We start from the raw sequence: 26,720 nt of genomic DNA, 5'->3' as shown, positions 1-26,720 counted from the left end.
CACTCATTTCAGGTGAAGCGATGCAGGCGCAATTGATCGCGCTCGATTGGGGGACCAGCTCCCTTCGTGCTTATAAACTCGGGCCCGCAGGCGTCGTGCTGGAACAGCGCTCGCTGGCGTCGGGCATCATGCATTTGCCCAGTGAGCCCCGGGACATCGGCGGTGTGCACTGCAGCGATGGCTTCGAGTTGGCGTTCGATGCGGCATGCGGCGACTGGCTCGACGCCCAACCCCATCTTCCAGTGATCGCCTGCGGCATGGTCGGCAGCGCCCAGGGCTGGAGCGAGGCGGCATATCGCAATACGCCGGTCGACGTCGCCAGCCTGGGCCAGGCGTTGCACACGGTGCGCAGCCTGCGCGGCGTCGATGTGCGTATCGTGCCCGGCGTGATCGAGCAGGTCGGTTTGCCCAATGTGATGCGCGGTGAAGAAACCCAGGTGCTGGGTGTGCTGCAAAGCCTGTCGGCCAACGGTGAAATGTTGATCGGCCTGCCCGGCAGCCATTCCAAATGGGTCGAGGTGGTGGAAGGTTGCATCACCCACTTCGATACCTTCATGACCGGTGAACTGTTCGCGGTGCTGAGCAAGCACAGCCTGCTGGGGCGTACGCAAAAGGTATCCGCGCAGTTCCAGGCCGAGGCTTTTGACCGCGGCGTTCAAGTGGCGCTGTCGAACGATGGCCAGCGCGGCGTGCTGTCGACCTTGTTCAGTGCGCGCACCCTGGGCCTGACCGCCGAACTCACCCCTGAGCAGCAGCCCGATTACCTGTCCGGCCTGCTGATCGGCCATGAACTGGCCGGCTTGCCAGCCAGTGCACGGCACATCCCCATCATCCTGGTGGGCGCTGGCCCGCTTTGCGTGCGCTACCAACGCGCCCTCGCCCTCTGCGGTTTCGCCCACGTCAGCCTGGCGCAGGAAGCGACCGAGCGCGGCCTGTGGCAACTGGCAGTGGCCGCCGGGCTCACTCAACCTGCAACGGAGGCCTGACATGCTCAAGCAAGCACTGGCACAAAACGGTTTGATCGCGATCCTGCGCGGTGTGCGCCCGGACGAAGCCCAGGCGGTCGGCCAGGTGCTGTACGACGCCGGTTTTCGCGTGATCGAAGTCCCGCTCAACTCGCCGGACCCTTACACCAGCATCCGCACCCTGCGCGACAGCCTGCCCGCCGATTGCCTGATCGGCGCCGGGACGGTGTTGACGCCTGCGCAGGTCGAGCAGGTGAAGGCCGCTGGTGGCCAAGTGATCGTCATGCCCCACAGCGATGCCAAGGTCCTGCGCGCCGCCAAGGCCGCTGGCCTGTACCTGTCGCCGGGGGTGGCCACGCCCACCGAGGCGTTCGCCGCGCTGGATGAAGGCGCCGACGTCTTGAAGCTGTTCCCGGCCGAGCAAATGGGCCCTTCTGTGATCAAGGCGTGGCTGGCGGTATTGCCGGCAGGCACGTTGCTGCTGCCGGTGGGCGGCATTACCCCGGACAACATGCAGGTGTTTATCGACGCCGGCGCCAAGGGGTTCGGGCTGGGTTCCGGGTTGTTCAAACCGGGTATGACAGTGGATCAGGTAGCGAGCCGCGCCCAGGCTTATGTCGCCGCCTGGAAAGCCCTGAGCTGAGATCAAGTTCCGCGCCGCTGGCGCTGCATCTATAAGAGAGATAACAGATGAAAATCACCAAACTGACGACCTTTATCGTCCCGCCGCGCTGGTGCTTCCTCAAGGTCGAGACCGACCAGGGCGTGACCGGCTGGGGTGAGCCCGTAGTCGAAGGCCGCGCTCACACCGTGGCTGCGGCGGTCGAGGAACTGTCCGATTACCTGATCGGCAAGGACCCACGCAATATCGAAGATATCTGGACCGTGCTCTACCGCGGCGGCTTCTACCGTGGCGGCGCCGTGCACATGAGCGCCCTCGCCGGCATCGACCAGGCGCTTTGGGACATCAAGGGCAAGGCCCTGGGCGTATCGGTCAGCGACCTGTTGGGTGGCCAGGTACGCGACAAGATCCGCGTGTACTCCTGGATCGGTGGCGACCGCCCTGCCGACACCGCCCGCGCCGCCAAAGAGGCCGTGGCCCGTGGCTTTACTGCGGTGAAAATGAACGGCACCGAAGAGTTGCAGTTTGTCGACAGCTTCGAAAAAGTCGACCTGGCCCTGGCCAACGTCGCGGCCGTGCGCGATGCGGTCGGCCCTAACGTCGGCATCGGCGTCGACTTCCATGGCCGTGTGCACAAGCCCATGGCCAAGGTGCTGATGAAAGAACTGGACCCGTACAAACTGATGTTTATCGAAGAGCCGGTGCTCAGCGAAAACTACGAAGCCCTCAAGGAACTGGCGCCGCTGACCAGCACCCCGATTGCCCTGGGCGAGCGTCTGTTCTCGCGCTGGGACTTCAAGCGTGTGCTCAGCGAAGGCTACGTCGACATCATCCAGCCGGACGCTTCCCACGCGGGCGGTATCACCGAAACCCGCAAGATCGCCAACATGGCCGAAGCCTACGACGTGGCCCTGGCCCTGCACTGCCCGCTGGGCCCGATTGCCTTGGCGGCGTGCCTGCAACTGGATGCGGTTTGCTACAACGCGTTTATCCAGGAGCAAAGCCTGGGCATTCACTACAACGAGAGCAACGACCTGCTCGACTACGTGCGCGACCCGGGCGTGTTCGACTATGACCAGGGCTTTGTGAAAATCCCCAACGGGCCGGGCCTGGGCATCGAGATCAATGAGGAATACGTGATCGAACGCGCAGCCATCGGCCACCGCTGGCGCAACCCGATCTGGCGCCACGCCGACGGCAGCTTTGCCGAGTGGTGATGTCTGCCTGAAAGAACACGGTCAAACATGTGGGAGGGGGCTTGCCTCCTCCCACATGTTGATCCGGTTTCTGCAGAAGTCCCTTCCTCAACAAATATAAGAAGAGGCACCTACCATGCAACCTGAATCCTTGAGCGGGCAGGCTTCTTTAGTCACGCCTACCCGAAAGCGCTACTTCATCATGGTGCTGCTGTTTATCACCGTCGTGATCAACTACCTCGACCGCAGCAACCTGTCGATTGCCGCCCCGGCGCTGACCAGCGAACTGGGTATCGACCCGGTACATGTCGGGCTGATTTTCTCCGCGTTCGGCTGGACGTACGCCGCCATGCAGATCCCCGGCGGCTGGCTGGTGGACCGGGTGCCGCCGCGTTTCCTCTACACCGCCGCCCTGTTGCTGTGGTCTATCGCCACCGTGATGCTCGGTTTTGCCGCCAGCTTCATTGCGCTGTTTGTGCTGCGCATGGCGGTGGGTGCCCTGGAAGCACCGGCTTACCCCATCAACAGTCGCGTGGTCACCAGCTGGTTCCCCGAGCGTGAGCGCGCCACGGCCATTGGTTTCTACACCTCCGGGCAGTTTGTCGGGCTGGCGTTCCTGACGCCGGTCCTGGCCTGGTTGCAGCACCATTACGGCTGGCACATGGTATTTGTCGTGACCGGTGGCGTGGGCATTCTGTGGGCGGCAATCTGGTATGCCCTGTATCGCGAGCCCCGTGATTTCAAAGGCGTCAACGCCGCTGAAATCGAATTGATCCGCGAAGGTGGCGGGCTGGTGGACTTGAGCGCACAAGCGAGCAAGAGCAAGGCGCCCTTCAGCTGGGTCGACCTGGGCATCGTCCTGAGCAAGCGCAAGTTGTGGGGTATCTACCTGGGGCAGTTCTGCCTGAACTCCACGTTGTGGTTCTTCCTGACCTGGTTCCCGACCTACCTGGTGAAATACCGCGGCATGGACTTCATCAAGTCCGGCATGCTCGCGTCACTGCCCTTCCTCGCGGCTTTCGTCGGCGTGCTGTGTTCGGGGTTGTTTTCCGACTGGCTGATCCGCCGTGGCGCTTCGGTGGGGTTTGCCCGCAAGTTGCCGATCATCAGCGGCCTGTTGATCTCGACGGCGATCATTGGCGCCAACTTCGTCGAATCGACACCGTTGGTCATCGCCTTCCTGGCCCTGGCGTTCTTCGGTAATGGCCTGGCCTCGATCACCTGGTCCCTGGTCTCGACCCTTGCCCCGGCGCGTCTGCTGGGACTGACCGGCGGGGTGTTCAACTTCATCGGCAACCTGGCGGCGATTGCCACGCCGATCGTCATCGGTTTCCTGGCCAGCGGCGATTCGTTTGCGCCGGCGATCACCTACATCGCCGTGCTGGCGCTGTTGGGCGCTCTCTCCTATGTGCTGCTGGTGGGCAAGGTCGAGCGGATCGAGCTGTAAGCAGTGGGCGGCCTGCGGGCCGCCCGTTGGCCGGGCTCAGGGCACCGACATTTCGTTACGGAACACATTCAATGGATCCCAGCGTTGCTTGGTTCGGCGCAGGCGGTTCTCGATGATCGTGTTGGGGAAGAAAATTCCATACCACAGAGGGTTCCTGGGGTTCGCGGGATTGCCACCGAGGTGGGTCATGTCCAGGTCGGGGTAGTTGATGTAGCAGCCCTCGAACTCAGGGTCATTGGGAACACCGTTGGTGAATGCAGCGTAATAGAGGCTGCGGATCCAGTCGGCATGGGCGCGGTCGATGGCGTCATCGTCGGCGTGCCAGTAACACTGCGGTTGCCATTTGAGGTACGAGGAGCGTTGCGCGGCTGACGTCTGCGCCAGGATCGGGCCGTCCATCTGGTTGATGCGCCCGCCGAACGACTGGATCTGGATCAGGCTCTGGGTCAGGTATTGCCCGGGGTCCGGCAAGGTCAGCGTCGTCCAGATCGCGTCCAGCACGCGCTGTGTAAACCCGCCTTTCTGATACGCCGATTTATACCGCCCGCGCTGATTGTCGCCGGAACCGTTGAGCGATTGGGTGGCGTACAACCAGTCCAAACGCCTGGCGGCCTCATGGGCACTCTGCAGGGAATCGATCCGGCGGCCCTTTTGCCCGCCACGTGGCTGATGCACGACGTGGAACGGCAGGAGCGACTCTGTCGCACTGACGCCCACCGCGGCCTGCATGCTGCTGACAAAGTCGTCGAAAGGCGCCAGGTCATCGAGCTTCCCGTCCTTGTCGACGTAATGAATGCCCAGGGTCACGTTGCCGGTATTGAGGTGGCGCATCTCCAGTTTGGTGGCCAGGCCCCAGGTTTTCGGGTCGGCCTGATGGTCCACGAACCAGTTTTGATAGGCATGCAGCAGACGTTCGAGGGCGGCGCGTGTGAGGTCTGACCAGTCCCATTCCAATGGCAGCCAGAGCACTTCCTCCGGGGCTGGCGGCAGCGTCTTGAAATAGTAACTGGTGATGATGCCGAACTGCCCGCCACCGGCGCCGCAACAGGCGGCGAACAGGTCCAGCTCATCGGTGTCGAGGCTGTTACGGGACACATGGACAGGTTCAAGGCCCGGGCCGGGTCCATTGGCGACCAGCAGGTCGACGCCGTCCAGCCAGTCGCAGACCAGCCCGTATTTACGCGACAACAACCCATAGCCGCCGCCGCAGATATGCCCGCCCAGTCCCACCGAATAGCAGGATCCGCTGGGCAGCGCCTTACCTGCCAATTTGTACAGCGCGACGCTGGTGTCCCAGTTCTGGCAGCCGGGCTCCAGGCGGAATGCGTAGCGATGGTGCGAGTCGGGCACCAGCACGGAGCCGATTTGCCCGTTGGGGTCATAGGCCAATTGGTTCATCTGGCCGATGTCCAGGATCGACAACACCTCGCCTGGCGCATCCGGCATCTTGTTAGAGACCAATCCTTCATAGCAATGCCCGCCGCTGCGCACGGTGATGCGGCCGTTGGGCACAGCCAGGGCCTGGGCGGCTGCGTCGATGATGTCTTGTGGGGTGTGGCAGAGGTAGATCTGGCTGGCGCCGTTGGGTGAAGACTCGCCCTGGACGTTGCCCAATGGCCAGCGCAGGTTGAAACCCTTTTGCAACGTGGAATGACGACGGTCCGAGGGGGTGATGAGATCAAATGCCATGATGGACTCCTGGGAGACGATAATGACTTCTGATGCAGCTAACTTAACGACCGGCAACGCAAGAAGGCGTGACTTGCAGAGGTGGTTAGACGGCAATAGGCACGAAGTGTGTTGAGGGGGTGTGTTCCCCCTCAAGCCTAGCCTATATGGAAAAAGCCCGGATCAGTTCAGCACGCCGTCCAGAATTTCATAGACGATACCGGTACCCACCGCGATCAACACCACATCCGGCCCCGAACGGCGCCACTCATAACCCGGGTACACCGGCAGGCGCGCCAGCGCACGGTTGTCCAGGCGCTCGCCGTAGTAGCCGCGCGGCAGGGGTTGGCCGCGCACCAGGCGCACATTCGGCGGCGGCGGTGCGCCACGGGAGAACTGGCCGTGGTTATCGTGAATGATCTGGCGTACCGGGCCGAAGTCCTGGGGTGGGCCGCCGCGACGGTTGTCCTGCGGGCCGCGATGGTCGTCCCCCCGTTGCTCGTGCTGGCCTTGCGGGCCGCCACGGTCGTCACCCCGCTGGTCAGGCGGGGCGGCTTGCACCAGGGCGCTGGCGCCAAGCACCAGCACACCAAGGCCTGCAATCACGGATTTAGGCATTTTCATCGGGTATTCCTCAGGGCACACAAACAAAAAAGGGATCTCGAACGCGGTTCGAAATCCCTTGGTCTTGCTGTTTAGGCCGTGATTGCGCGCGTTGATTCCTCTGTATCAGGAACTTTACCTCTCGCTACATGGCGCTTACTTACGGGCGTTGCGCACACCTTCCGACAGCGCCGCGCACAGGCTCAATACGCCATCGATTGCTTGTTGATCGTTACTGGCATTGGCGATGTGATCGATCAGGGCCGAGCCCACCACCACGCCATCGGCCAGGCGCGCGATGGCGGCCGCCTGTTCCGGTGTGCGGATACCAAAACCGATGCTGATCGGCAGGTCGGTATGCCGACGCAGGCGGGTCACGGCTTCCTCGACGTGTTCCAAGGTCGCGGCGCCGGCGCCTGTCACACCGGCCACGGATACGTAGTACACGAACCCGGAACTGCCGTTGAGCACGGTCGGCAGGCGCACGTCATCGGTGGTCGGCGTGGTCAGGCGAATAAAGTCGATACCCGCAGCCTGGGCCGGGTCGCACAGCTCGCCGTTATGCTCGGGCGGCATGTCGACCACGATCAGGCCGTCGACGCCGGCCTCTTTGGCGTCAGCGATGAACTTAGGCACGCCGTATTTGTGGATCGGGTTGAAGTAGCCCATCAACACCAGCGGGGTGTCGTTGTTGTCCTTGCGGAACTCTCGCACCATCTGCAGGGTTTTCAGCAGGTTCTGCTTGGCTTCCAGTGCGCGGATGTTGGCCAGTTGGATGGCCGGGCCGTCGGCCATCGGGTCGGTGAAGGGCATGCCCAACTCGATCACATCGGCGCCCGCAGCGGGCAAGCCCTTGAGGATCGCCAGCGAGGTGTCATAACCCGGGTCACCGGCCGTGACGAAGGTCACCAGGGCGGCGCGGTTTTGTTCCTTGAGTTGCGCAAAGCGGGTTTGCAGGCGGCTCATTCAGTGTTTCTCCTGCTGAGACTGTTCCATGTGGTGCATCACGGTCTGCATGTCTTTATCGCCACGGCCGGACAGGTTGACCACCATCAGGTGATCCTTCGGCAGGGTCGGTGCGCGCTTGAACACTTCGGCCAGGGCATGGGCGCTTTCCAGGGCAGGAATGATCCCTTCCAGGCGGCAGCATTTGTGGAACGCGTCCAAGGCTTCATCGTCGGTCACCGAGGTGTACTGGACGCGGCCGATATCGTGCAACCAGGCGTGTTCCGGGCCGATGCCGGGGTAGTCGAGGCCGGCGGAAATCGAGTGGGCGTCGATGATCTGGCCGTCGTCGTCCTGCAGCAGGAAGGTACGGTTGCCGTGCAGCACGCCCGGTACGCCACCGTTGAGGCTGGCGGCGTGCTTGCCGGTCTCGATGCCGTGGCCGGCGGCTTCAACGCCGATGATCTCGACGCTGGTGTCGTCCAGGAATGGGTGGAACAGGCCCATGGCGTTGGAGCCACCGCCGATGCATGCCACCAGGCTGTCCGGCAGGCGGCCTTCCTGGGCTTGCAGCTGGGTGCGGGTTTCCTTGCCGATCACGGCCTGGAAGTCGCGCACCATCGCCGGGTACGGGTGCGGACCGGCCACGGTGCCGATCAGGTAGAAGGTGTCGTCGACGTTGGTCACCCAGTCGCGCAGGGCTTCGTTCATGGCGTCCTTGAGGGTGCCGGTGCCGGCGACCACCGGGATCACTTCAGCGCCCAAAAGCTTCATGCGGAACACGTTGGCCTGTTGGCGCTCGATGTCGGTGGTGCCCATGTAGATCACGCACTGCAGGCCGAAACGCGCGGCCACGGTGGCGGTCGCCACACCGTGCATACCGGCGCCGGTCTCGGCGATGATGCGTTTCTTGCCCATGCGCCGCGCCAGCAGGATCTGGCCGATGCAGTTGTTGATCTTGTGCGCGCCGGTGTGGTTCAGCTCTTCGCGCTTGAGGTAGATCTTGGCGCCGCCGCAGAACTCGGTCAGGCGCTCGGCGAAATACAGCGGGCTGGGGCGGCCGACGTAGTCGCGCTGGAAGTAGGCCAACTCTTCGTTGAACGCCGGATCGATCTTGGCCGCTTCGTATTCGCGGGCCAGGTCGAGGATCAACGGCATCAGGGTTTCGGCGACGTAGCGGCCGCCAAACGCGCCAAACAGGCCGTTGGCGTCAGGGCCGTTGCGCAGATCGGTCTGGGACTGAGTCATGGGACGCTCCAGGTAGGAATTCTGTATGGGAAGCAATGACGGCCACTCTACCCCTCACATCCGGCGCTGAAAACCGATAAGATCGCTGCAACCTGTCAGGAAAACTCACAGATGAGCCGCGACCTCCCGCCCCTCAATGCCCTGCGCGCATTTGAAGCCACTGCCCGCCTCAACAGCGTCAGCCAGGCTGCCGAGCAATTGCACGTGACCCACGGTGCGGTCAGCCGCCAGTTGAAAGTGCTGGAGGAGCATTTAGGTGTCAGCCTGTTCATCAAGGACGGGCGCGGCCTTAAACTCACAGATGCAGGTGTGCGGTTGCGAGATGCCAGCGCGGAGGCGTTCGAGCGCTTGCGGGACGTGTGCGCCGAACTCACCCAGGCCAGCGCCGACGCACCTTTCGTGCTCGGCTGCTCAGGCAGTCTGCTGGCGCGTTGGTTGATCCCGCGCCTGGGACGCTTGAATGCCGACCTGCCGGACCTGCGCCTGCACCTGTCGGCGGGCGACGGCGACCTTGACCCCCGACGCCCCGGTCTCGATGCCCTGCTGGTCTTCGCCGAACCGCCGTGGCCGGCGGATATGCAGGTATATGAACTGGCGAGCGAGCGTATCGGCCCGGTGATGAGCCCGCGTTTTGCCGGCTACCAGCGCCTGCGCCAGGCGCCGCCGCACGCCTTGTGTGGCGAAGCTTTATTGCACACCACGTCCCGTCCGCAAGCCTGGCCCAGTTGGGCGCAACAGCACGGCATCGAGCCCGGCGCGTTGAAACACGGCCAGGGTTTTGAGCATTTGTATTATTTGCTGGAGGCGGCGGTTGCAGGGTTGGGTGTGGCGATTGCGCCAGAACCGCTGGTAGCAGAGGACCTGCGCGCGGGTCGCCTGGTGGCGCCGTGGGGTTTCAGTGAAACCCCGGCGCACCTGGCGTTGTGGCTACCCAAGCGCGCCGCAGACGGGCGCGCGGGTCAATTGGCGCACTGGCTCAAGGCTGAGCTGGCGCGCCAGCCGGTGTAGCCGGTCAATCAGTCACCGCGTTTGCACAGCAGGTAAGCCGCCAGCAGGCCCAGTGCGCCAACGGCGACGCCGGCGGTGGTCCATGGGTGCTCTTGTGCGTAGTCCCGGGTGGCAACACCGGTTTCGCGGATTTTGACTTTGCTTTCTTCGTAGGCATCGCTGATCAGGTGACGGGAATGCTTGAGGGCATTCTCGGCATTGCTTTTCAGGGCCTTCAGGGTTTTGCGCGACTCATCCGACGCATCGTCCTTGAGGCTCTCAAGGGACTTGAGCAGGCTCGAAATCTCGGCTTCCATGCTTTCCAGCGACGCTTTGCGTAAAGAAGTGTTGGCCATGTGAATTCTCCTGAAGTGATTGAGTGGCGTGTGTAGATACCGACTCCAGCGTTTTCAGAAAGTGCAGTAAATCTGAACTTTCGGGTAGGAACGGTCGCCAGAAGCAGTATGAACAATGACTGCTAGGCTTTATTGACGACCCTCAGGAGAAACACCATGTCTGATCATCACACCTACAAGAAAGTCGAATTGGTAGGTTCATCCACCACCAGCATCGAAGACGCAATCAACAATGCCCTGGCCGAAGCCAACAAGAGCATCAAGCACTTGGAGTGGTTTGAGGTGACGGAGACCCGTGGTCATATCAAGGACGGCAAGGTCGCCCACTATCAGGTCACGCTCAAGGTGGGGTTTCGAATTGCCAGTAGTTGATCGCGTCGGTTGAACTTGCCGGCTGGCCGATTGCCATAACCTGCGCTACAAACAATGGGTGCCGATGCCTGCAGCGTCGGCACGCTCGTTTCAATCAGCGCAAGGAAAGTGACGGATGAAGAAGTTCCTGTTAGCGGTAGGTTTGTTGAGCATTGCGGGCACAGCCCTGGCGGCGGGCAAGCCTTGTGAAGAGCTGAAAAGTGAAATTGCAGCGAAAATCGACGCCAAGGGCGCTTCGGGTTATTCGCTGGAAGTCGTGGATAAAGGCGCCTCGACCGACGCTAAAGTGGTTGGCACCTGTGAGGGTGGTACCAAGGAAATCGTCTACAAGCGCGGTTAATCCCGTGTGGCAGGCTTGAAACCGACGCACAGGTGCGTCGGTTTTTTTTCGCCTGGGGGTTTAGCCCTTCATCAACTGCGCCAGCAGCTCGTAGGAATGAATCCGATCGGCGTGCTCGTACAGGTCGCAGGTGAAGATCAATTCGTCGGCGCCGGTCTGTTCGATCAGTACTTCCAGCTTGGCACGGATCTTCGCCGGGCTGCCCACCATTGCCAGTCCGAGGAAACTGCCGACGGCGTCTTTTTCATGGGGCAGCCACAGGCCGTCCATGGTTTTCACCGGTGGGCGCTGCACCAGGCTTTGCCCGCGCATCAAGGCAAGGATGCGCTGGTACACCGAGGTGGCCAGGTAGTCGGCCTGCTCATCGGTGTCGGCGGCAACCAATGGAATGCCGAGCATCACGTAAGGCTTGTCCAGCACGGCCGAGGGCTTGAAGTGGTTGCGGTACACGCGAATCGCCTCGTGCATCAAACGCGGTGCGAAATGGGAGGCGAAGGCGTAGGGCAAACCGCGTTCGCCCGCCAGTTGCGCGCTGAACAGGCTGGAACCCAGCAGCCATACCGGTACGTTGGTGTCGGTGCCGGGCACCGCAATCACCCGTTGGTCCGGTGTGCGTGGGCCGAGGTAGGCCATCAGCTCGGCCACGTCTTCCGGGAAGTCATCCGCGCTGCCGGAGCGTTCACGGCGCAGGGCGCGAGCGGTCATCTGGTCGGAGCCGGGTGCGCGGCCCAGGCCCAGGTCGATACGTCCGGGGTAGAGGCTTTCCAGGGTGCCGAACTGCTCGGCGATCACCAGCGGTGCATGGTTGGGCAGCATCACGCCGCCGGAGCCGACGCGAATCGTCGAGGTACCGCCGGCCAAATAACCCAGCAATACCGAGGTGGCCGAGCTGGCGATGCCATCCATATTGTGGTGTTCCGCCACCCAGAAACGGTTGTAGCCGAACTTTTCCACATGCTGGGCCAAATCCAGGGAATTGCGCAACGACTGCGCCGGGCTGCCGTTGGCGCGCACCGGCACCAGGTCGAGGGTCGAGAACTTTACGTCGGACAGCGATTTCATAAGCCTGCTTCTCCAATGGGGGCGCAGGCTTCTTAGACGAACCAAAACCTGCCGCTTCATGTGCATGCCCTATGCAATGAGGGCATATACCCGAGATTCAATAGCAGCAATGAAATTTCCTACTTAATTGCTAGGTTTCTCTTACAACTGAACTTTGCCGGCGCGTCTATCCTCAGAACCTTACCGACGCAAAACCACCGTTCGAGGAGAAAGCTATGAGTATCGTTAAAAAGGCATCCGCGCATTGGGAAGGTGATCTGAAGACTGGCCTGGGCTCCATTTCCACCGAAACCGGCGTGCTGCGCGAAGCGCCCTACGGCTTTAAGGCCCGTTTCGAAGGCGGCAAGGGTACCAATCCTGAAGAACTGATTGGCGCGGCCCACGCCGGCTGTTTCTCCATGGCTTTTTCCATGATTCTCGGCGACGCCGGGCTCAAGGCTGACAGCATCGACACCCAGGCCGAAGTGACCCTGGACCAGGTCGATGGCGGCTTCGCGATCACCGCCGTGCACTTGGTGCTCAAGGCCAAGATTCCAGGTGCCAGCCAGGCGCAGTTCGATGAATTGAGCAAGAAGGCCAAGGAAGGGTGCCCGGTGTCCAAGGTGCTGAATGCGAAGATCAGCCTGGATGCCACGCTGGTCAACTGACACTGCAGGTCCAGTGTGGGAGGGGCCAGCCCCCTCCCACATTTTGTTCTGCGTTAAATCAGAACTCGTGTTTCCCGAATGTGGTCCTATAGCCTATGCAGCCTTAGGCGCACACCCGTGCGCATGCATTCAGGGAGCTTCACACATGAAACGTTTTGCTTTGGCGATCATTTGCGGTGTGTTGGCCACATCGGCTGTGGCCGCACCAAAAGACTGCGAAGAGCTCAGGAAAGAGATTGAGGTCAAGATCCAGGCGAACGCGGTTCCGTCCTACACCTTGGAAATTGTCAGCAAGGAAGAGGCTGACAAGCACGACGTCGCCATGGTCGTCGGCAGCTGTGAGAACGGTACCAAAGCCATCATCTATCAGAAGAACAACGATTGATCAGAGACAGTTGACGCTGCGTTCTTCCGCCAGCAATTGGCGAGCGGCGTTATACAGCCGGATATTCGGCGTGAAGGCCAATGAGCGCCCTTCCAGGCGATAACGTTGGCCAGCCTCGAAATGGTCGTACTGCAGAGTGATGAAACAGGTGCGGTCGGCCGTTTGCCCAAAGCCATTGAGGCTGCCGCCGGTCGGCACCTCGAAATCAAAGCGCACCATCAACTCGTGACTGCCCGGTGAAACCTGGAAGTAGCGTCCGTCCGGCAGGTTCTTACCATCCAGGCGCTGCGCCATCACCAGCTTGGCTCCCGGCGTTGGCGTAGCGAAATCGACCCAGGCCTGATGCGGATCGACCGGCGGCAGGGGGGTCGAAGCGCAGGCGCTGAGCAACAGGGCGACGACGGGAAGCAGGAGCTGGCGCATGGCAGGTACTCAACGCAAGGAGAGCTTTGAGTATAAACACGCCACGCCGTGGAAAAATCCCCTTCAGGCGCGATAGTCTGGCGAACACATCACCCAGGAGCGGTCGGGGCATGGTCAGGCGTTTTCTTCCAGGGTTGATAGTCGTGCTGCTCAGTGGCTGTTCCAGCGTCAGTTACTACAGCCAATTGGCAGGTGGTCAGTGGCAGCTGTTGCGAGCCCGGGAGCCGGTTGCCGAGGTCATCGCCGATCCGTCGCGGCCGCAGGGGCTGCGTGATCATCTGGCTCAAGCACAGAAAGCTCGAACCTTCGCCAGCGAACACCTGAATCTGCCTGACAACCAAAGTTACCGGCTGTATGCCGATATCGGCCGACCTTATGTGGTCTGGAATGTCTTCGCCACGCAGGAATTTTCCCTGGCGCCTCAAACCCATTGCTTCCCCATTGCCGGTTGCGTGGCCTATCGCGGCTATTACAGCCAGGGCGCGGCACGGGGTGAGGCGGCGTTGTTGCGCCAGCAAGGCATGGACGTATCGATAGGTGGCGTCGAAGCCTATTCCACCCTGGGTTGGTTCAACGACCCGATCATGAATTCGATGATGAACTGGGGCGACGAACGCCTGGCCACGCTGATTTTCCATGAGCTGGCGCACCAGCGGTTCTACGTGAAGGATGACACCGAATTCAACGAGTCGTTTGCCAGCTTCGTCGAGCAGGAAGGCACCCGCCAGTGGCGCGCGGCCCAGGGCCTGGCGCCGCTTGGCAGCTCGACGCGGCAGCAGCGGGACCAATTTACCCAGTTGATCCTCGATACACGTAAGCGCCTGGAAAAACTCTACGTGCAACCGCTGTCCGTCGAGGCGATGCGCCAGGCCAAGGCGGCCGAATTCGAGGCGTTGCGCCGTGAGTACCGGCAGATGCGCGATAGCCAATGGGGCGGGGACAAGCGTTATGACGCCTGGATGAACCTGCCGATGAACAATGCGCGGTTGTTGCCGTTCGGGCTGTATGACCGGTGGGTGCCGGCGTTTGCGGCGTTGTTCAGGCAGGAAGGCGGGGATTGGCGCAAGTTTTACGCCGCAGTGGAGAAGATGGGCGAGTTGCCGGTGGGGCAGCGCAAGGCTGCGTTGAGGCGGTTGGAAGGTACTGATCGGTAGAGCCTCATCGTCGGGCAAGCCGCTCCCAATGTGGGAGGAGGCTTGCCCCCGATGGCGGCCTCAGGGCCGCATCAAAAACGCCTGATGCATCTGCGCCAACGTCTCGAAATGCCAGGTCGGCGCTTCGGCGTTCAACTCTTCGAAACTGCCAAACCCATAACCGACAGCCGCCGAATCCACGCCATTGCTGCGCGCCCCGATCAGGTCGTGCTTACGATCACCGATCATCAAGGTAGTGGCCGGATCCAGGTCTTCTTCGCGGAGCACATGCGCAATCAACTCAACCTTGTTGGTGCGTGTCCCGTCCAGTTCACTGCCGTAGATCACTTTGAAGTGCCTGGCAAAATCGAAATGCCGCGCGATCTCGCGGGCAAACACCCAGGGCTTGGATGTGGCGACGTACAACTGGCGGCCCTGTTTGTCCAGGTCTTCGAGCAGCGGCATCACGCCCTCGAATACGCGGTTTTCATACAGCCCGGTGACCTTGAAGCGCTCGCGGTAGAAATTCACCGCCTCCCAGGCCTTGGCCTCATCGAAGTCGTAGAACTGCATGAAGGCTTGCAGCAACGGCGGGCCGATGAAGTGTTCGAGTTGGGTCAGGTCGGGTTCGTCGATGCCCAGTTTGCCAAGGGCGTACTGGATCGAGCGGGTGATGCCCTCGCGTGGGTCGGTGAGGGTGCCATCCAGGTCGAACAGGACGGTTTGGTAAGGGAGGGTCATTGGTCGAATCCTTCAGCCAGGTGCAGGTCTTTGAGCTTCACGTAGTTGGCGGCGCTGTAGGTGAAAAAGGCGCGTTCCTTGTCAGTCAGCGGGCGGATTTGTTTAACCGGGCTGCCCACATACAAAAAACCACTGTCGAGTTTCTTGCCCGGTGGCACCAGGCTGCCGGCGCCGATGATGACGTCGTCTTCTACCACGGCGCCGTCCATCACGATGCTGCCCATGCCGATCAAAATCCGGTTGCCCACCGTGCAGCCATGCAGCATGACCTTGTGGGCGATGGTCACGTCATCGCCGATCAGCAGCGGGAAACCGTCAGGATTGAACGGTCCGGCATGGGTAATGTGCAGCACGCAGCCGTCCTGCACGCTGGTGCGCGCGCCGATACGGATGCGGTGCATGTCGCCGCGAATCACGGTCAGCGGCCAGACCGAGCTGTCGGTGCCGATTTCGACATCGCCGATCACCACCGCCGAAATATCGACAAAAGCCCCGGCGCCCAGGGTTGGCGTGTGGTTCTGATAGGTGCGAAGGGTCACGATAGCCTCTCTCTTATGTGCTGATAGCTGCGGTGGGCGTTGATTGTAATTAAGATGGCCCCATCTTTGTTCTTACATGTTTCTTCAGCCAAGGTGCCAACCGTGAGCGCGAACAATCCTCTTCTGCAGTCCTACGACCTGCCGCCGTTCTCGGCGATCCGTGCCGAGCACGTGCAACCGGCCATCGAACAGATCCTCGCCGACAACCGTGTTGCCATCGAAGGCATCCTGCAAAGCCAGGGTAAAAATCCGACATGGGCCGGCCTGGTGCTGGCCATGGACGAATTGAATGATCGCCTGGGCGCCGCCTGGAGCCCGGTCAGTCACCTCAACGCCGTGTGCAACAGCGCCGAGCTGCGCGAAGCCTACGAGGCGTGCCTGCCGGCGTTGAGTGCCTACTCCACCGAGATGGGCCAGAACCGCGCGCTGTTCCAAGCCTTCGAAGCCCTGGCCAACAGCCCGGAAGCCGCCGGTTTCGACGTGGCGCAAAAAACTATTCTTGAACACTCCCTGCGCGACTTCCGCCTCTCGGGTATCGACTTGCCGCCTGAGCAGCAAAAACGTTATGCCGAAGTGCAGAGCAAGCTTTCCGAGCTGGGCAGCAAATTCTCCAACCAACTGCTGGACGCCACCCAGGCGTGGACCAAGCACGTCACCGAGGAAGCCACCCTCGCCGGCCTGACCGATTCGGCCAAGGCGCAGATGGCCGCTGCCGCGCAGGCCAAAGGCCTCGACGGTTGGCTGATCACACTGGAGTTTCCAAGCTACTACGCGGTCATGACCTACGCCCAGGACCGCGCCCTGCGCGAAGAAATCTACGCGGCCTACTGCACCCGTGCGTCAGACCAGGGCCCGAATGCCGGTCAGAACGATAACGGCCCGGTGATGGAACAGATCCTCGACCTGCGTCAGGAACTGGCCAAGCTTTTGGGTTACGCCTCGTTCTCCGAGCTGAGCCTGGCCACCAAGATGGCCGAGTCCAGCGACCAGGTGCTGAGCTTCCTGCGGGACCTGGCCAAGCGCAGCAAGCCGTTCGCTGCCCAGGACCTGCAACAGCTCAAGGCCTACGCCGCCGAACAAGGCTGCGCCGACCTGCAAAGCTGGGACAGCGGTTTCTACGGCGAAAAGCTGCGTGAGCAGCGCTACAGCGTGTCCCAGGAAGCCCTGCGCGCCTACTTCCCGATCGACAAGGTGCTGGGCGGCCTGTTCGCCATCGTGCAGCGTTTGTACGGCATCGAGATTGCCGAGCAAAAAGGCTTCGACACCTGGCACCCGGATGTTCGCCTGTTTGAAATCAAGGAAAACGGCCAGCACGTCGGGCGTTTTTTCTTCGACCTGTACGCCCGCGCCAACAAGCGTGGCGGTGCCTGGATGGACGGCGCGCGCGACCGTCGTCGCACCATCGACGGTGTGCTGCAAAGCCCGGTGGCGAACCTGGTGTGCAACTTCACCCCGGCCGACAGCGGTAAGCCTGCCCTGCTGACCCACGATGAAGTGACCACCCTGTTCCACGAATTCGGCCATGGCCTGCATCACCTGCTGACCCGCGTCGAGCATGCCGGCGTCTCCGGTATCAATGGCGTGGCGTGGGATGCGGTGGAGTTGCCAAGCCAGTTCATGGAGAACTGGTGCTGGGAGCCCGAAGGCCTGGCGCTGATCTCCGGTCATTATGAAAGCGGCGAGCCACTGCCCCAGGACCTGCTGGAAAAAATGCTCGCGGCGAAGAACTTCCAGTCCGGCCTGATGATGGTGCGCCAGTTGGAGTTCTCGCTGTTCGATTTCGAATTGCATGCCACCCATGGCGATGGCCGCAGCGTGGCCCAGGTGCTCGAAGGCGTGCGCGATGAGGTGTCGGTGATGCGTCCTCCGGCCTACAACCGTTTCCCCAACAGCTTTGCGCACATCTTCGCTGGCGGTTATGCCGCGGGCTACTACAGCTACAAATGGGCCGAAGTGCTGTCGGCGGATGCCTTCTCCAAATTCGAAGAAGACGGCGTGCTCAACGCAGAGACCGGCCGTGCATTCCGTGAGGCGATCCTGGCGCGCGGCGGCTCCCAGGCGCCGATGGTGCTGTTCGTCGACTTCCGCGGACGTGCCCCGTCGATTGACGCACTCTTGCGCCACAGCGGCCTGAGTGAGGACGCAGCAGCATGAGTGAAGGGCCTGTGATTACCAAAAAGCAATTTATCGCCGGGGCGGTCTGCCCGGCGTGCAGCGAACCGGACAAGTTGAAGATGTGGACCGAGGACAGCGTGCCGCATCGTGAGTGCGTGGCCTGCGGGTACACCGATACGCTGAATGATCAAGGTCTGTCGGTGCCCAAGGAATTGGGCACGCGGGTCAATACATCGGCGTTGAAAGCGCCGGACCCGAAGGTGCAGGCGGTGCAGTTCTTCCCTAATCCCAAGCTGAAGAAAGACTGAAGAAACCGCACAACCCCCCCTGTAGGAGCGAGCTTGCTCGCGAAGAATCAGAGAGCGCCGCGTTCCTCCAGAAGGCCTGCGTCATCGTTAACGTTCTTCGCGAGCACCCTCGCTCCTACAATGGTTTCTCCTTCTGGCTTGATGTATTGAGCCAGCCATTCATTGAACACAAGGCAAACGCGCTGGTGCTGCAATCGCCATTCGCCAAGGCTGTGCGCAACTTGTCGATATCGGCCCTCATCATGTAGCGAACGCCGTCCTTGAAGCCGTTACTGGTGCCGAAACCGCCCAGGGTCATCTCGTTCAGCGCATCCTCCTTGCTCCATCCCTGGATCACCACGCGATACATCGCCGCCATCAGGCCGGTGCGGTCAGAGCCGTGCTTGCAATGCATCAGCACCGGGCCGTCAGCTTCCGCTTCCTTGATCGCCCTGAGTGCCGCCAGCACGTCAGAGTCATCCACATGGTTGGTGCGATAACTCAACTGAACCTGACGGATGCCTGGCGCCTTCAGCCAGTTGCTATCGGACTCGGGAAGGAAGTTGATCACGGTGCCGATCTTGAGCTGTTCCAGCAACGGCGCTGCATTGCTATCCGGCAATGCGCTGCGATAGAGCGTGGGCGTCATTTGATGCAGGTTGTAGCGGTCGCCCACTGGCTGCGCCCATTCTGGAGAACGCAGGGACGTAGCGTCATCGGCCCGCGCAAAAGCTGTGGTGAACAGTGCCATGAACGCCAGACCCAGGGCCGGCAACCAATGATGCTTGTACATGGGCGACGTCACCCTATAGGGAGTGGTTGATGGCGCCCAGAGTCGGTCACGGCGGGTCAAGGAGGTGTGAGGTGTGCGTCAAAGAATCGTGAATCCTCAATCTTTAGTCGCTGAAGCGATTCTCTCGATGCTTAGGCTGCTATCATTTGTAACTATTGTTTGCGCGCTGCGCTCTATCTCCCTGGATCACCTGGATCCAGATCGCCGCCCGACAACGCCAAGCCACTCCCTAGAAGCGGCTGATAACCCCGTGACCACATGATGAGGTGCCACCATGTCTGATCAAGATCAAGACAACCCCCGGCGTGACTTTCTACGCAAATCCTTGACCTTGATCCCGGTGGTCACGGTTGCCAGCACCGGCCTTGGCGGTTCGATGCTGATGGCGACGCCTGCGCCGGTCGAGGCTGCGCCAGCCAAGCCTGCGGCCAGCGAAAAAGCCTACGAGCCAAGCTATTTCACTGCCGAGGAATGGGCGTTTATCAACGCTGCCGTCGAGCGTCTGATCCCGGCCGATGCCCAAGGCCCCGGCGCCCTGGAAGCTGGCGCGCCGGAGTACATCGACCGGCAGATGAACACGCCTTACGCCAGCGGTGCCCTGTGGTTCATGCAAGGCCCGTTTAATGCCGATGCGCCACCGGAGATGGGCTGGCAGAGCAAGTTGGTGCCCAAGGACATCTATCGCCTGGGTATTGCCGCGACGGATGCCTGGTCGAAGGCGTTCAACGGCAAAGTTTTTGCTGCGCAAGACAGCGCTACCCGAGACGATATGTTGCGGCGCCTGGAGGCGGGCGGCAGTGAGGTTACGGCACATTTTGACGCGGTGCCGCCGAAGATGTTCTTCAACCTGCTGCTGCAAAACACCAAGGAAGGCTTCTTCTGCGACCCGATCCATGGTGGCAACAAAGGCATGGTCGGCTGGACCATGATTGGCTTCCCCGGCGCCCGCGCCGATTTCATGGACTGGGTGGAACGCAACGAGCAGTACCCCTTCCCGGCAGTATCCATCCGCGGCGAGAGGGCATAAACGTGGCGACCATCATGAAGAAAGTGGATGCGGTGATTGTCGGCTTCGGCTGGACCGGCGCGATCATGGCCAAGGAGCTGACGGAAGCCGGGCTGAACGTGGTAGCGCTGGAGCGCGGCCCGATGCAGGACACTTACCCGGACGGCAACTATCCCCAGGTCATCGACGAACTGACCTACAGCGTGCGTAAAAAACTCTTCCAGGACATCTCCAAGGAGACGGTGACGATTCGCCATAGCGTGAATGACGTTGCCTTGCCTAACCGTCAGCTCGGCGCGTTTTTGCCGGGTAACGGCGTGGGCGGTGCGGGCTTGCACTGGTCGGGCGTGCATTTCCGTGTCGATCCGATTGAACTGCGCATGCGCAGCCATTACGAGGAACGCTACGGCAAGCATTTCATTCCCAAGGACATGACCATCCAGGACTTCGGCGTGAGCTACGAAGAGCTGGAGCCGTTTTTCGACTATGCGGAAAAAGTCTTCGGCACCTCAGGCCAGGCCTGGACCGTGAAAGGCCAGGTGGTGGGCGAAGGTCGTGGCGGCAACCCCTATGCGCCGGACCGTTCCAACCCGTTTCCGTTGGAAGCGCAAAAGAACACAGTCTCCGCACAGCTGTTTCAGAAAGCCGCCGCCAGCGTCGGGTACAAGCCCTACAACCTGCCGTCAGCCAATACCTCGGGACCTTACACCAACCCCTACGGCGCGCAGATGGGCCCGTGCAACTTCTGCGGTTTTTGCAGCGGCTACGTGTGCTACATGTACTCCAAGGCCTCGCCGAACGTGAACATCCTGCCGGCGCTGCGCCAGGTGCCGAATTTCGAGCTGCGGCCCAACTCCCACGTGCTCAAGGTCAATCTGGACAGCACCAAGAGCAAGGCCACCGGCGTGACCTACATCGACGCCCAGGGCCGAGAGTGTGAACAACCGGCAGACCTGGTGATCCTCGGCGCGTTCCAGTTCCACAACGTGCGGCTTATGCTGCTGTCGGGCATCGGCAAGCCTTACGACCCGATGACCAATGAGGGTGTGGTGGGCAGGAACTTTGCCTACCAGAACATGGCCACCATCAAGGCGTTCTTCGACAAGGACACCCATACCAACAACTTTATCGGTGCCGGCGGCAATGGCGTGGCCATCGATGACTTCAACGCCGACAACTTCGATCACGGGCCCCATGGCTTTGTGGGCGGTTCGCCGATGTGGGTCAACCAGGCCGGCAGCCGGCCGATTGCCGGTACGTCCAACCCGCCCGGCACTCCGGCCTGGGGCAGTGCCTGGAAGCGCGCCACCGCCGATTACTACACCCACCAGGTGTCGATGGATGCTCACGGTGCCCATCAATCCTACCGGGGTAACTACCTGGATCTGGACCCTGTCTACCGTGATGCCTACGGCCTGCCGTTGCTGCGCATGACGTTCGACTGGCAGGAAAACGACATCAAGATGAACCGCTTCATGGTTGAGAAAATGGGCAAGGTCGCCGAAGCGATGAACCCCAAGGCGATAGCCGTGCTGGGCAAAAAAGTCGGTGAGCACTTCAACACCGCGTCCTACCAGACCACCCACCTCAACGGTGGCGCGATCATGGGGACCGACCCGAAGACCAGTGCGCTGAACCGCTACTTGCAGTGCTGGGATGTGCACAACGTGTTTGTTCCCGGCGCATCCGCTTTCCCACAGGGCTTGGGCTACAACCCTACAGGCCTGGTGGCGGCATTGACCTACTGGTCGGCCCGGGCGATCCGCGAGCAGTACCTGAAAAACCCCGGCCCGCTGGTTCAGGCATAAGGAGCGATGACCATGAAAGCATTTGTTATCGCGACGTTTGCCCTGCTCAGCAGCTGCTCGATCAGTGCCGCCGAAACCGACCTGATCAAGCAGGGCGAATACCTGGCCCGCGCCGGCGACTGCGTGGCCTGCCACACCGCCAAGGGCGGCAAACCGTTCGCCGGTGGCCTGCCGATGGAAACCCCCATCGGTGTGATCTATTCCACCAACATCACCCCGGACAAGACCGGCCTGGGCGACTACAGCTTCGAGGACTTCGACAAGGCCGTGCGTCACGGTGTCGCCAAGAGTGGTAGTACGCTTTACCCGGCGATGCCCTACCCGTCCTATGCGCGTGTCAGCGAAAGCGATATGCAGGCGTTGTATGCGTACTTCATGAAGGGCGTGGAACCGGTCGCCCAGGTGAACAAGGACAGCGACATTCCGTGGCCGTTGAGCATGCGTTGGCCGCTGGCGGCGTGGCGCTGGATGTTTGCCCCTGAGGTGGTGGATAAGCCTGTCGTGGCTGACGCCGACCCGGTGATCAGCCGTGGCGCCTACCTGGTGGAAGGCCTTGGCCACTGTGGCGCGTGCCATACACCACGCGCCCTGACCATGCAGGAAAAAGCCCTGAGCGCGACTGACGGCAAGGCCTTCCTGTCCGGCAGCGCGCCACTGGAAGGCTGGATCGCCAAGAGCCTGCGCGGTGACCACAAGGACGGCCTCGGCAGTTGGAGCGAGGCGCAGCTGGTGCAATTCCTCAAGACCGGTCGCAGTGATCGCAGCGCGGTATTTGGCGGTATGAGCGACGTGGTCGTGCATAGCATGCAGTACATGTCCCAGGACGACCTGACCGCTATCGCCCGTTACCTCAAGAGCCTGCCGGCGGTGGACCCGCAGGACCAGCCGCACCAGTATGACAAGCAGGTGGCCGAGGCGCTGTGGAAGGGCGATGACAGCAAGCCCGGCGCCTCGGTGTACATCGACAACTGCGCGGCCTGCCACCGTACCGATGGCCATGGTTACACGCGGGTGTTCCCGGCGTTGGCGGGCAACCCGGTGGTGCAGACTGCGGACGCCACGTCGTTGATCAACATCGTGTTGAACGGCGGCACGTTGCCGGCCACTCACACGGCGCCGTCGACCTTTACCATGCCGGCGTTCGCCTGGCGCCTGTCGGACCAGGAAGTGGCGGATGTGGTCAGTTTCATCCGTGGCAGTTGGGGTAACCAGGGTGCCGCAGTGAAAGCCAGTGACGTGGCCGACCTGCGCAAGAACGACATGCGCACCACCTCGGGCGATGACCTGGGGCAGGTCACACAAAAGCACTGACCGCCAGACGGCACTGGTCAGGAACCTCGCGCCTCGATACTGTATATAAAAACAGTATCGAGGCGCTTTCATGTCTACTCCGCTGCCGCCCCGTGGTCGGGGCACGGCCACCAACCTGCATAACCGCTTTGCGCCCACCGTCAGCGTGGCGGAGGACGACGGCTGGTACCAGGAAGTGCCGCCGACCCAGGGCACCGAAGTGCGCATCGAAACGGCCAAGACCATCATCACCCGCAACAACTCTCCGGACCTGCCGTTCGACCGCTCCATCAATCCCTATCGTGGCTGCGAACATGGCTGCATTTACTGTTATGCACGGCCCAGTCATGCCTATTGGGACATGTCACCGGGGCTGGATTTCGAAACCAGGCTGATCGCCAAGAGCAATGCGGCCGACGTGCTGGAACAGCAGTTGTCGAAGCCGGGCTATGTGTGTGCACCGATCAACCTGGGTTCCAACACCGACCCGTACCAGCCTATCGAGCGTGAGTACAGGATCACCCGGCAAACCCTCGAAGTGCTGCTGCGCTATCGGCACCCGGTCACCATCATCACCAAGGGCTCGTTGATCCTGCGCGACCTGGACCTGCTGGCGGAGCTGGCCAGGCAACGCCTTGTGGCGGTGATGATCAGTCTCACCAGCCTGGATGATGAGCTCAAGCGCATCCTGGAGCCGCGCACCGCCGCGCCCAAGGCACGGTTGCGGGCCATACGGGTGATGCGCGAGGCGGGCATCCCGGTGGGCGTGCTGTGCTCGCCGATGATCCCGATGATCAACGACAGCGAGTTGGAAAGCCTGCTTACCGAAGCCCATGCCGCCGGTGCGCAGAGTGCGGCGTACATGATGTTGCGCCTGCCGCTGGAGGTGGCGCCGCTGTTCGAGGAGTGGCTGGCGGCGCATTACCCGCAGCGTGCGGCCCATGTGATGAGCCTGGTGCGCCAGGTGCGCGGTGGTGAGGTCTACGACAGTCGGTTCGGCGTCCGCATGCGGGGCGAGGGGCCGTTTGCCGACCTGCTGGCCCAGCGCTTCAGCAAGGCGATCAAACGCCTGGGGCTCGATCGCAGAGAAGGCTTCAATCTGGATTGCACGGCGTTCTGCCCACCGGGCAGACAGATGGCATTGTTGTAGACTGAAAAGGCAGAATGCACCATTCCTGTAGGAATAGTCGCGTTTTGACATCACTGAAACCCGCGATCTAGAGCGGTTCATTCAGTTTGAGTTAAGTTTCGGTGGTTACCTTGTTCAGCGAGTGACTGATGAGTCGGCAGCCTGGTTTGTGGCTTTTACAACTATTTCACTGGCCTGGCGTCGAACTGACCTGAAAACTCCCCTGCATTAATCAAGAGGATGAATCATGAGTGACAAGGATAAACAGCCGTTGGCTGCGTCGGCTTCAGCCCCTCAGGTGGCAGAGTCTGCCGATGCAGCGCTAAAACATATCGTTGACGGCTTCTTGCATTTCCATCACGACGTCTTCCCTCAGCAGGAAGAACTCTTCAAGAAACTCGCCACGGCCCAGAGCCCGCGGGCGATGTTCATTACCTGCGCCGACTCGCGCATCGTGCCTGAGCTGATTACCCAAAGCTCTCCCGGCGACCTGTTCGTGACCCGCAACGTCGGTAACGTCGTGCCGCCTTATGGGCAGATGAACGGCGGTGTCTCCACTGCCATCGAATACGCGGTACTGGCCCTGGGCGTGCAGCACATCATCGTGTGCGGGCACTCCGATTGTGGCGCCATGCGCGCGGTCCTCAACCCCGCCAGCCTGGAGAAGATGCCAACGGTAAGGGCCTGGCTGCGGCACGCCGAAGTCGCCAAGTCCATGGTCGAGGACAATTGCGACTGTGCCAACGAAGGCGAGAGCATGAAAGTGCTCACCGAAGAAAACGTCATCGCCCAACTGCAGCATTTGCGTACCCATCCTTCGGTGGCGTCGCGCATGGCCAACGGTCAGCTGTTTATTCACGGCTGGATCTACAACATCGAGACCAGTGAAATTCGAGCCTACGATGCTGATCAGTCGGCATTCCGACCGTTAAGCGGCGAAGGGCCGATTCCTTCCGCGACGCCTAAAGCGCGCTTCTAAACACTTCCCTGCCGGGTAAAGCGGTGGCTGCCATGGATGCAGCCAGGCTTTGCCGCGCCCGGCGAATACCTCGGGAGAGCCATCATGCGTGCTGCTCAATTGAAAGCTGTATTGCCACGGGAGCTGCTCGCCTCCGTGGTTGTGTTTCTGGTCGCCCTGCCCCTGTGCATGGGGATCGCCATCGCGTCCGGCATGCCGCCGGCCAAGGGCCTGATCACCGGGATTATCGGTGGCCTGGTGGTGGGCTGGTTGGCGGGCTCGCCGCTGCAGGTCAGCGGCCCGGCAGCGGGTCTGGCGGTCTTGGTGTTCGAGCTGGTGCGCCAGCATGGGATGCTGATGCTCGGGCCGATCCTGCTGCTGGCCGGCTTCCTGCAGCTGGTGGCCGGGCGCCTGCGCCTGGGTTGCTGGTTCCGCGTCACGGCGCCGGCGGTGGTGTACGGGATGCTGGCGGGGATCGGCGTATTGATTGTGCTATCGCAGATCCATGTGATGCTCGACGGTGCGCCCAAGCCCTCAGGGCTGGATAACCTGACGGGCTTCCCCGCCGCGCTGGCGGAGGCGATTCCTACCTTGGGCGGCGGCCTGGGTTGGCAGGCCGGCTTGCTCGGTTTGTCGACGATGCTGGTGATGTACCTGTGGGATAAATTCCGTCCGCAAACCCTGCGTTTCGTGCCCGGAGCCCTGTTGGGCGTGGGCCTGGCAACGGTGGCCAGCCTGGTGCTGGCGTTGCAGGTCAAGCGTGTGGAAGTCCCGGAGAACCTCGCCGACGCCATCGATTGGCTGCGTCCCAGCGACCTGTTGAACCTGGCTGACCCTCAGTTGTTGATCGCTGCGTTTGCGGTGGCGTTTATCGCCAGTGCCGAAACCTTGCTCTCTGCGGCAGCGGTCGACCGCATGCACAGCGGCCAGCGTTCCGATTTCGATAAGGAATTGTCCGCCCAAGGCGTGGGCAACATGTTGTGCGGCCTGGTGGGTGCCCTGCCGATGACCGGTGTGATCGTGCGCAGCTCGGCCAACGTGCAGGCCGGTGCCACCACGCGGTTGTCAGCCATGTTCCATGGCGTATGGCTGTTGGGGTTCGTACTGTTGCTGTCGAGCGTGCTGCAAAGCATTCCTGTGGCAAGCCTGGCGGGTGTGTTGGTGTACACCGGGATCAAGCTGGTGGACATCAAGGCCTTCAAGGCCCTCGGTCGTTATGGGCGTATGCCGATGTTTACCTACGCGGCCACGGCGTTGGCGATCATTTTCACCGACCTGCTGACCGGTGTGCTGGTGGGCTTCGGGCTCACACTGGTCAAGCTGGCGCTCAAGGCCTCGCGCCTGAAAGTCAGTCTGATCGACCTGCCCCCGGAGGGGGAAATGGAGCTGCGTTTGACCGGTGCGGCGACTTTCCTGAAAGTGCCGGCGTTGACCCGGGTGCTGGCGACGGTGCCTCCGGGCACGACTGTGCACGTACCGCTGAGTAACCTGAGTTATATCGACCATTCCTGCCTGGAGTTGCTGGAGGAATGGGACCGGGCGAATGCGGCCAAGGGCTCGAGGCTGGTGATCGAGGCGCGTGGGTTGAAGCGCAGGCTCGAAGGCCGGGTCAGGATGACGACAGGGATCGGCTCGGCGCCCTCAGTCGGCTGAGG

General features: G+C 61.6%; 28 protein-coding genes. 18 read left to right on the top strand and 10 right to left on the bottom strand.

Going from position 1 to position 26,720, the window contains the following annotated elements:
- The first annotated feature begins 20 nt into the window (after positions 1-20).
- The 4 genes from V3W40_RS16085 (at position 21) to V3W40_RS16070 (ending at position 4,230) form a co-directional block, all read left to right on the top strand.
- Positions 21-986 (top strand): 2-dehydro-3-deoxygalactonokinase, encoded by a 966-nt coding sequence (locus V3W40_RS16085; protein WP_065926828.1) that lies wholly within the window; start codon positions 21-23, stop codon positions 984-986.
- Position 987: 1 nt separating this feature from the next.
- Positions 988-1,608 carry a 2-dehydro-3-deoxy-6-phosphogalactonate aldolase gene (locus V3W40_RS16080; protein ID WP_053127387.1) on the top strand — a complete coding sequence of 207 codons (621 nt, stop codon included), beginning with the start codon at positions 988-990 and terminating at the stop codon, positions 1,606-1,608.
- 47 nt (positions 1,609-1,655) lie between these two features.
- Positions 1,656-2,804 (top strand): galactonate dehydratase, encoded by a 1,149-nt coding sequence (gene dgoD / locus V3W40_RS16075; RefSeq protein WP_003170741.1) that lies wholly within the window; start codon positions 1,656-1,658, stop codon positions 2,802-2,804.
- Between the two features lie 115 nt (positions 2,805-2,919).
- A complete protein-coding gene (locus tag V3W40_RS16070) occupies positions 2,920-4,230 on the top strand; it encodes an MFS transporter (protein ID WP_330215318.1) in 1,311 nt (436 codons plus the stop codon).
- Between the two features lie 36 nt (positions 4,231-4,266).
- Here V3W40_RS16070 and V3W40_RS16065 read toward each other — a convergent pair whose 3' ends face one another.
- From V3W40_RS16065 to trpB, 4 genes are all read right to left on the bottom strand, one after another.
- Entirely contained in the window at positions 4,267-5,919 is a 1,653-nt protein-coding gene (locus tag V3W40_RS16065; protein ID WP_330215317.1) for an FAD-dependent oxidoreductase, read from the bottom strand.
- Between the two features lie 162 nt (positions 5,920-6,081).
- Positions 6,082-6,522 carry an anti-virulence regulator CigR family protein gene (locus V3W40_RS16060; RefSeq protein ID WP_027608136.1) on the bottom strand — a complete coding sequence of 147 codons (441 nt, stop codon included), beginning with the start codon at positions 6,520-6,522 and terminating at the stop codon, positions 6,082-6,084.
- A 135-nt stretch (positions 6,523-6,657) separates the two neighbouring features.
- Positions 6,658-7,467, bottom strand: a complete 810-nt coding sequence (gene trpA / locus V3W40_RS16055; RefSeq protein ID WP_065926830.1) for a tryptophan synthase subunit alpha — start codon at positions 7,465-7,467, stop codon at positions 6,658-6,660.
- The gene (gene trpB / locus V3W40_RS16050; RefSeq protein WP_027608134.1) at positions 7,468-8,694 is read right to left on the bottom strand and encodes a tryptophan synthase subunit beta; all 1,227 of its coding nucleotides are present in this window, start codon (positions 8,692-8,694) and stop codon (positions 7,468-7,470) included.
- 111 nt (positions 8,695-8,805) lie between these two features.
- On the opposite strand from trpB, the gene V3W40_RS16045 reads away from it, so the two are divergent.
- Positions 8,806-9,702 (top strand): LysR family transcriptional regulator, encoded by an 897-nt coding sequence (locus tag V3W40_RS16045; protein ID WP_065926831.1) that lies wholly within the window; start codon positions 8,806-8,808, stop codon positions 9,700-9,702.
- A gap of 8 nt (positions 9,703-9,710) precedes the next feature.
- On the opposite strand, the gene V3W40_RS16040 is transcribed toward V3W40_RS16045, so the two are convergent.
- Positions 9,711-10,037, bottom strand: a complete 327-nt coding sequence (locus V3W40_RS16040) for a DUF883 family protein (protein WP_003170746.1) — start codon at positions 10,035-10,037, stop codon at positions 9,711-9,713.
- A gap of 156 nt (positions 10,038-10,193) precedes the next feature.
- On the opposite strand from V3W40_RS16040, the gene V3W40_RS16035 reads away from it, so the two are divergent.
- Both V3W40_RS16035 and V3W40_RS16030 read left to right on the top strand, forming a co-directional pair.
- Positions 10,194-10,409 (top strand): dodecin, encoded by a 216-nt coding sequence (locus V3W40_RS16035; RefSeq protein ID WP_027608132.1) that lies wholly within the window; start codon positions 10,194-10,196, stop codon positions 10,407-10,409.
- A 115-nt stretch (positions 10,410-10,524) separates the two neighbouring features.
- Positions 10,525-10,749 (top strand): DUF1161 domain-containing protein, encoded by a 225-nt coding sequence (locus V3W40_RS16030; RefSeq protein ID WP_005783407.1) that lies wholly within the window; start codon positions 10,525-10,527, stop codon positions 10,747-10,749.
- Positions 10,750-10,809: 60 nt separating this feature from the next.
- Here the strand turns inward: V3W40_RS16030 and V3W40_RS16025 are convergent, their stop codons facing one another.
- Positions 10,810-11,811 carry an LLM class flavin-dependent oxidoreductase gene (locus V3W40_RS16025; RefSeq protein ID WP_330215316.1) on the bottom strand — a complete coding sequence of 334 codons (1,002 nt, stop codon included), beginning with the start codon at positions 11,809-11,811 and terminating at the stop codon, positions 10,810-10,812.
- Positions 11,812-12,026: 215 nt separating this feature from the next.
- Here V3W40_RS16025 and V3W40_RS16020 point away from each other — a divergent pair, with 215 nt between their 5' ends.
- Positions 12,027-12,458 (top strand): OsmC family protein, encoded by a 432-nt coding sequence (locus tag V3W40_RS16020; RefSeq protein WP_065926832.1) that lies wholly within the window; start codon positions 12,027-12,029, stop codon positions 12,456-12,458.
- 145 nt (positions 12,459-12,603) lie between these two features.
- Positions 12,604-12,843 (top strand): DUF1161 domain-containing protein, encoded by a 240-nt coding sequence (locus V3W40_RS16015; protein ID WP_017734725.1) that lies wholly within the window; start codon positions 12,604-12,606, stop codon positions 12,841-12,843.
- Here the strand turns inward: V3W40_RS16015 and V3W40_RS16010 are convergent, their stop codons facing one another.
- Positions 12,844-13,266 (bottom strand): PA0061/PA0062 family lipoprotein, encoded by a 423-nt coding sequence (locus V3W40_RS16010; protein ID WP_065926833.1) that lies wholly within the window; start codon positions 13,264-13,266, stop codon positions 12,844-12,846.
- Between the two features lie 110 nt (positions 13,267-13,376).
- Between V3W40_RS16010 and V3W40_RS16005 the strand changes: the two genes are divergently transcribed.
- On the top strand, positions 13,377-14,420 hold the full coding sequence (locus V3W40_RS16005) for an aminopeptidase (protein WP_065946458.1): 1,044 nt from the start codon (positions 13,377-13,379) through the stop codon (positions 14,418-14,420).
- 60 nt (positions 14,421-14,480) lie between these two features.
- Here V3W40_RS16005 and V3W40_RS16000 read toward each other — a convergent pair whose 3' ends face one another.
- Together V3W40_RS16000 and V3W40_RS15995 are read right to left on the bottom strand one after the other, a co-directional pair.
- A complete protein-coding gene (locus V3W40_RS16000; protein WP_137211764.1) occupies positions 14,481-15,140 on the bottom strand; it encodes an HAD family hydrolase in 660 nt (219 codons plus the stop codon).
- The gene (locus tag V3W40_RS15995) at positions 15,137-15,679 is read right to left on the bottom strand and encodes a gamma carbonic anhydrase family protein (protein ID WP_027608127.1); all 543 of its coding nucleotides are present in this window, start codon (positions 15,677-15,679) and stop codon (positions 15,137-15,139) included. The genes V3W40_RS16000 and V3W40_RS15995 overlap by 4 nt, the downstream gene beginning before the upstream one ends.
- 102 nt (positions 15,680-15,781) lie before the next feature.
- On the opposite strand from V3W40_RS15995, the gene prlC reads away from it, so the two are divergent.
- Positions 15,782-17,833: an oligopeptidase A gene (gene prlC / locus V3W40_RS15990; RefSeq protein WP_065926837.1), complete on the top strand. Its 2,052-nt coding sequence runs from the start codon at positions 15,782-15,784 to the stop codon at positions 17,831-17,833.
- Positions 17,830-18,102: a YheV family putative zinc ribbon protein gene (locus V3W40_RS15985; RefSeq protein ID WP_027608125.1), complete on the top strand. Its 273-nt coding sequence runs from the start codon at positions 17,830-17,832 to the stop codon at positions 18,100-18,102. Before prlC ends, V3W40_RS15985 begins: the two co-directional genes overlap by 4 nt.
- A 115-nt stretch (positions 18,103-18,217) precedes the next feature.
- Here V3W40_RS15985 and V3W40_RS15980 read toward each other — a convergent pair whose 3' ends face one another.
- Positions 18,218-18,874: a phosphatase domain-containing protein gene (locus V3W40_RS15980; RefSeq protein ID WP_330215315.1), complete on the bottom strand. Its 657-nt coding sequence runs from the start codon at positions 18,872-18,874 to the stop codon at positions 18,218-18,220.
- Positions 18,875-19,148: 274 nt separating this feature from the next.
- Between V3W40_RS15980 and V3W40_RS15975 the strand changes: the two genes are divergently transcribed.
- The 6 genes from V3W40_RS15975 (at position 19,149) to V3W40_RS15950 (ending at position 26,718) form a co-directional block, all read left to right on the top strand.
- Positions 19,149-19,901 (top strand): gluconate 2-dehydrogenase subunit 3 family protein, encoded by a 753-nt coding sequence (locus V3W40_RS15975; protein WP_027608123.1) that lies wholly within the window; start codon positions 19,149-19,151, stop codon positions 19,899-19,901.
- Positions 19,902-19,903: 2 nt separating this feature from the next.
- Complete coding sequence (locus V3W40_RS15970) at positions 19,904-21,688, top strand: GMC family oxidoreductase (RefSeq protein WP_065946460.1); 1,785 nt, start codon at positions 19,904-19,906, stop codon at positions 21,686-21,688.
- Positions 21,689-21,700: 12 nt separating this feature from the next.
- Positions 21,701-22,999, top strand: a complete 1,299-nt coding sequence (locus V3W40_RS15965; RefSeq protein WP_027608121.1) for a cytochrome c — start codon at positions 21,701-21,703, stop codon at positions 22,997-22,999.
- A gap of 70 nt (positions 23,000-23,069) precedes the next feature.
- The gene (locus V3W40_RS15960) at positions 23,070-24,128 is read left to right on the top strand and encodes a PA0069 family radical SAM protein (protein ID WP_065926840.1); all 1,059 of its coding nucleotides are present in this window, start codon (positions 23,070-23,072) and stop codon (positions 24,126-24,128) included.
- Positions 24,129-24,354: 226 nt separating this feature from the next.
- Positions 24,355-25,086: a carbonic anhydrase gene (locus tag V3W40_RS15955; RefSeq protein ID WP_027608119.1), complete on the top strand. Its 732-nt coding sequence runs from the start codon at positions 24,355-24,357 to the stop codon at positions 25,084-25,086.
- Between the two features lie 84 nt (positions 25,087-25,170).
- Positions 25,171-26,718, top strand: coding sequence for a SulP family inorganic anion transporter (locus V3W40_RS15950; protein ID WP_330215314.1), 1,548 nt, complete (start codon positions 25,171-25,173; stop codon positions 26,716-26,718).
- Positions 26,719-26,720 lie beyond the last annotated feature (2 nt).

Origin of the sequence: Pseudomonas sp. AM8 (genome assembly GCF_036346475.1) — a bacterium.
Taxonomy (GTDB): Bacteria; Pseudomonadota; Gammaproteobacteria; order Pseudomonadales; family Pseudomonadaceae; genus Aquipseudomonas; species Aquipseudomonas marginalis.
The sequence above is the reverse complement of the archived record's forward strand: the minus strand, read 5'-3'. Positions and strand labels throughout refer to the sequence as shown.